We start from the raw sequence: 3,238 nt of genomic DNA, 5'->3' as shown, positions 1-3,238 counted from the left end.
GATATAACCGGATACGGTCAGCCATTTTCCGTGTTCAAGCGCCTCGGGATTGCGACTGCGGACCCATAGAATTTTGGCTAGGCCCAGCTTGAATGACAGGTTCAGACCTGATTTCGTGAATTGCTCTAACGGGTCCGACTCTGCAGCAATATGGCGCGCTTGTTCACCGGAACACGTATCGAACCAAGGCACAAATGTCGACTGGGGTTTGCCTGTGGATTCATTCAAGATTAAGCCGCTCTCCGCCATGCTTGTAATCCCAATCGAAGCGATCTGAGCCGCATCGACCTTGCTCGTGACTTCTTGAATCATGCTCGCAATATCATCCCACATTTGTTCTGGATCATAATATGAGAACCCTTCTTCATGCGTATATGAAATCGTCGGACGGCTCGCAATCGCCAGCACTTGACCTTTGGCGTCCATTACCCCTACTTTACTGTTCGTTGTTCCTACATCAATCCCGATCATCAACATGTCATGCACCTCGTTATAATTTACATATTCTGGATGTTTATCATTTGCGCTCTTTTGAACGGTATGGTTTTAAACACAATAAGAATAGAATATCGCAAATCACAAGAAGATGCACTTCATATTTTCGTTTTGACACATTTAATCTAACATTTATGAATTGTGGATAATTAATAGACATGAAAAGGCTACCATTCACAGGACGTGAATAAGCTGTGTGTGATGTGGATGAACCCGTGGATAATCAAGGAATATGTGTATAATAACTTGTGCGAATTGTGGAAAAATCATGAATTGTGGAGCAAAACGTGGATTATTCTCCGAAATTGCTGTGGATGGAAGTTTGTAAATGCATTATCCACAAGGGATAACTCATTTCATCGCTCTTTTCACTTCAGATATTCACATGTGGACACAAAAAAGACCACTATCGAGAACTGCGTCTCAACAGCGGTCTTAGCTGCTTGGCATCGTCCTACTCTCCCAGGACCCTGCGGTCCAAGTACCATCGGCGCTAGAGGGCTTAACGGTCGTGTTCGGGATGGGTACGCGTGGAACCCCTCCGCCATCGACACCAAACGTTACAGAGTTTGATCTCTGAAAACTGAATACGAGATAATTTGCGTTTTAATTTTAGGATAAGCCCTCGACCGATTAGTATTGGTCAGCTCCACACATTGCTGTGCTTCCACCTCCAACCTATCAACCTCGTCGTCTTCAAGGGGTCTTACTAATTGGGAAATCTCATCTTGAGGGGGGCTTCACGCTTAGATGCTTTCAGCGCTTATCCCGTCCGTACTTGGCTACCCAGCGGTGCTCCTGGCGGAACAACTGGTACACCAGCGGTACGTCCATCCCGGTCCTCTCGTACTAAGGACAGCTCCTCTCAAATTTCCTACGCCCACGACAGATAGGGACCGAACTGTCTCACGACGTTCTGAACCCAGCTCGCGTACCGCTTTAATGGGCGAACAGCCCAACCCTTGGGACCTACTTCAGCCCCAGGATGCGATGAGCCGACATCGAGGTGCCAAACCTCCCCGTCGATGTGGACTCTTGGGGGAGATAAGCCTGTTATCCCCAGGGTAGCTTTTATCCGTTGAGCGATGGCCCTTCCATGCGGTACCACCGGATCACTAAGCCCGACTTTCGTCCCTGCTCGACCTGTATGTCTCGCAGTCAAGCTCCCTTATGCCTTTGCACTCTTCGAATGATTTCCAACCATTCTGAGGGAACCTTGGGGCGCCTCCGTTACTCTTTAGGAGGCGACCGCCCCAGTCAAACTGCCCACCTGACACTGTCCCCGAACCGGGTCACGGTCCTAGGTTAGAACTCCGATACGATCAGGGTGGTATCCCAACGGCGCCTCCACCTAAGCTGGCGCTCAGGCTTCTAAGGCTCCCACCTATCCTGTACAGATCGTACCAAAGTCCAATATCAAGCTGCAGTAAAGCTCCATGGGGTCTTTCCGTCTTGTCGCGGGTAACCTGCATCTTCACAGGTATTAAAATTTCACCGGATCTCTCGTTGAGACAGCGCCCAAGTCGTTACGCCATTCGTGCGGGTCAGAATTTACCTGACAAGGAATTTCGCTACCTTAGGACCGTTATAGTTACGGCCGCCGTTTACTGGGGCTTCGGTTCACAGCTTCGGGATTGCTCCCTAACCACTCCCCTTAACCTTCCAGCACCGGGCAGGCGTCAGCCCGTATACTTCGCCTTACGGCTTCGCACAGACCTGTGTTTTTGCTAAACAGTCGCTTGGGCCTTTTCACTGCGGCCCCCTCGTGCTATTCACACTACCGGGGCACCCCTTCTCCCGAAGTTACGGGGTCATTTTGCCGAGTTCCTTAACGAGAGTTCTTCCGCGCGCCTTAGAATTCTCTTCTCGCCTACCTGTGTCGGTTTGCGGTACGGGCACCATCACCTGGCTAGAGGCTTTTCTTGGCAGTGTGAGATCATGACCTTCGGTACTATAATTTTCCCTCCCCATCACAGCCCAGCCTTACGATGTGCGGATTTGCCTACACATCAGCCTCACTGCTTGGACGAGCATCCATCAGCTCGCGTCACTACCCTACTGCGTCACCCCATTGCTCATAACGGCTTACGGTGGTACAGGAATTTCAACCTGTTGTCCTTCGACTACGCCTTTCGGCCTCGCCTTAGGTCCCGACTTACCCTGAGCGGACGAACCTTCCTCAGGAACCCTTAGGCTTTCGGCGGACAAGATTCTCACTTGTCTTTTCGTTACTCATACCGGCATTCTCACTTGTATGCTGTCCAGCGCTCCTTACGGTACACCTTCAACCTACATACAACGCTCCCCTACCCCTGCAACATACGTTGCAAGCCATAGCTTCGGTGGTGTGTTTAGCCCCGTTACATTTTCGGCGCAGAGTCACTCGACCAGTGAGCTATTACGCACTCTTTAAATGATGGCTGCTTCTAAGCCAACATCCTGGTTGTCTGTGCAACTCCACATCCTTTCCCACTTAACACACACTTGGGGACCTTAGCTGATGGTCTGGGCTGTTTCCCTTTTGACAATGGATCTTAGCACTCACTGTCTGACTCCCGGTTATAAGTCTATGGCATTCGGAGTTTGACTGAGCTTGGTAACCCTTGGCGGGCCCCGCACCCAATCAGTGCTCTACCTCCACGACTCTTGACACCGAGGCTAGCCCTAAAGCTATTTCGGGGAGAACCAGCTATCTCCGAGTTCGATTGGAATTTCTCCGCTACCCCCACCTCATCCCCGCATT

General features: G+C 50.6%; 1 protein-coding gene and 2 rRNA genes (1 of these 3 cut by a window edge). All 3 read right to left on the bottom strand.

Annotated features, from left to right (window positions below):
- The coding region (locus tag ACFVN3_RS20705; RefSeq protein ID WP_378234847.1) for an FGGY family carbohydrate kinase at positions 1-477 on the bottom strand (477 nt) is incomplete at its 3' end.
- A 459-nt stretch (positions 478-936) separates the two neighbouring features.
- A 5S ribosomal RNA gene (rrf, locus tag ACFVN3_RS20700) occupies positions 937-1,053 on the bottom strand.
- Between the two features lie 55 nt (positions 1,054-1,108).
- Positions 1,109-3,238 (bottom strand): 23S ribosomal RNA (locus ACFVN3_RS20695); it runs 800 nt beyond the window's last position.

Origin of the sequence: Cellulosimicrobium sp. NPDC057862, assembly GCF_042797035.1 — a bacterium.
Classification (GTDB): domain Bacteria; phylum Actinomycetota; class Actinomycetes; order Actinomycetales; family Cellulomonadaceae; genus Cellulosimicrobium.
The sequence above is the reverse complement of the archived record's forward strand: the minus strand, read 5'-3'. Positions and strand labels throughout refer to the sequence as shown.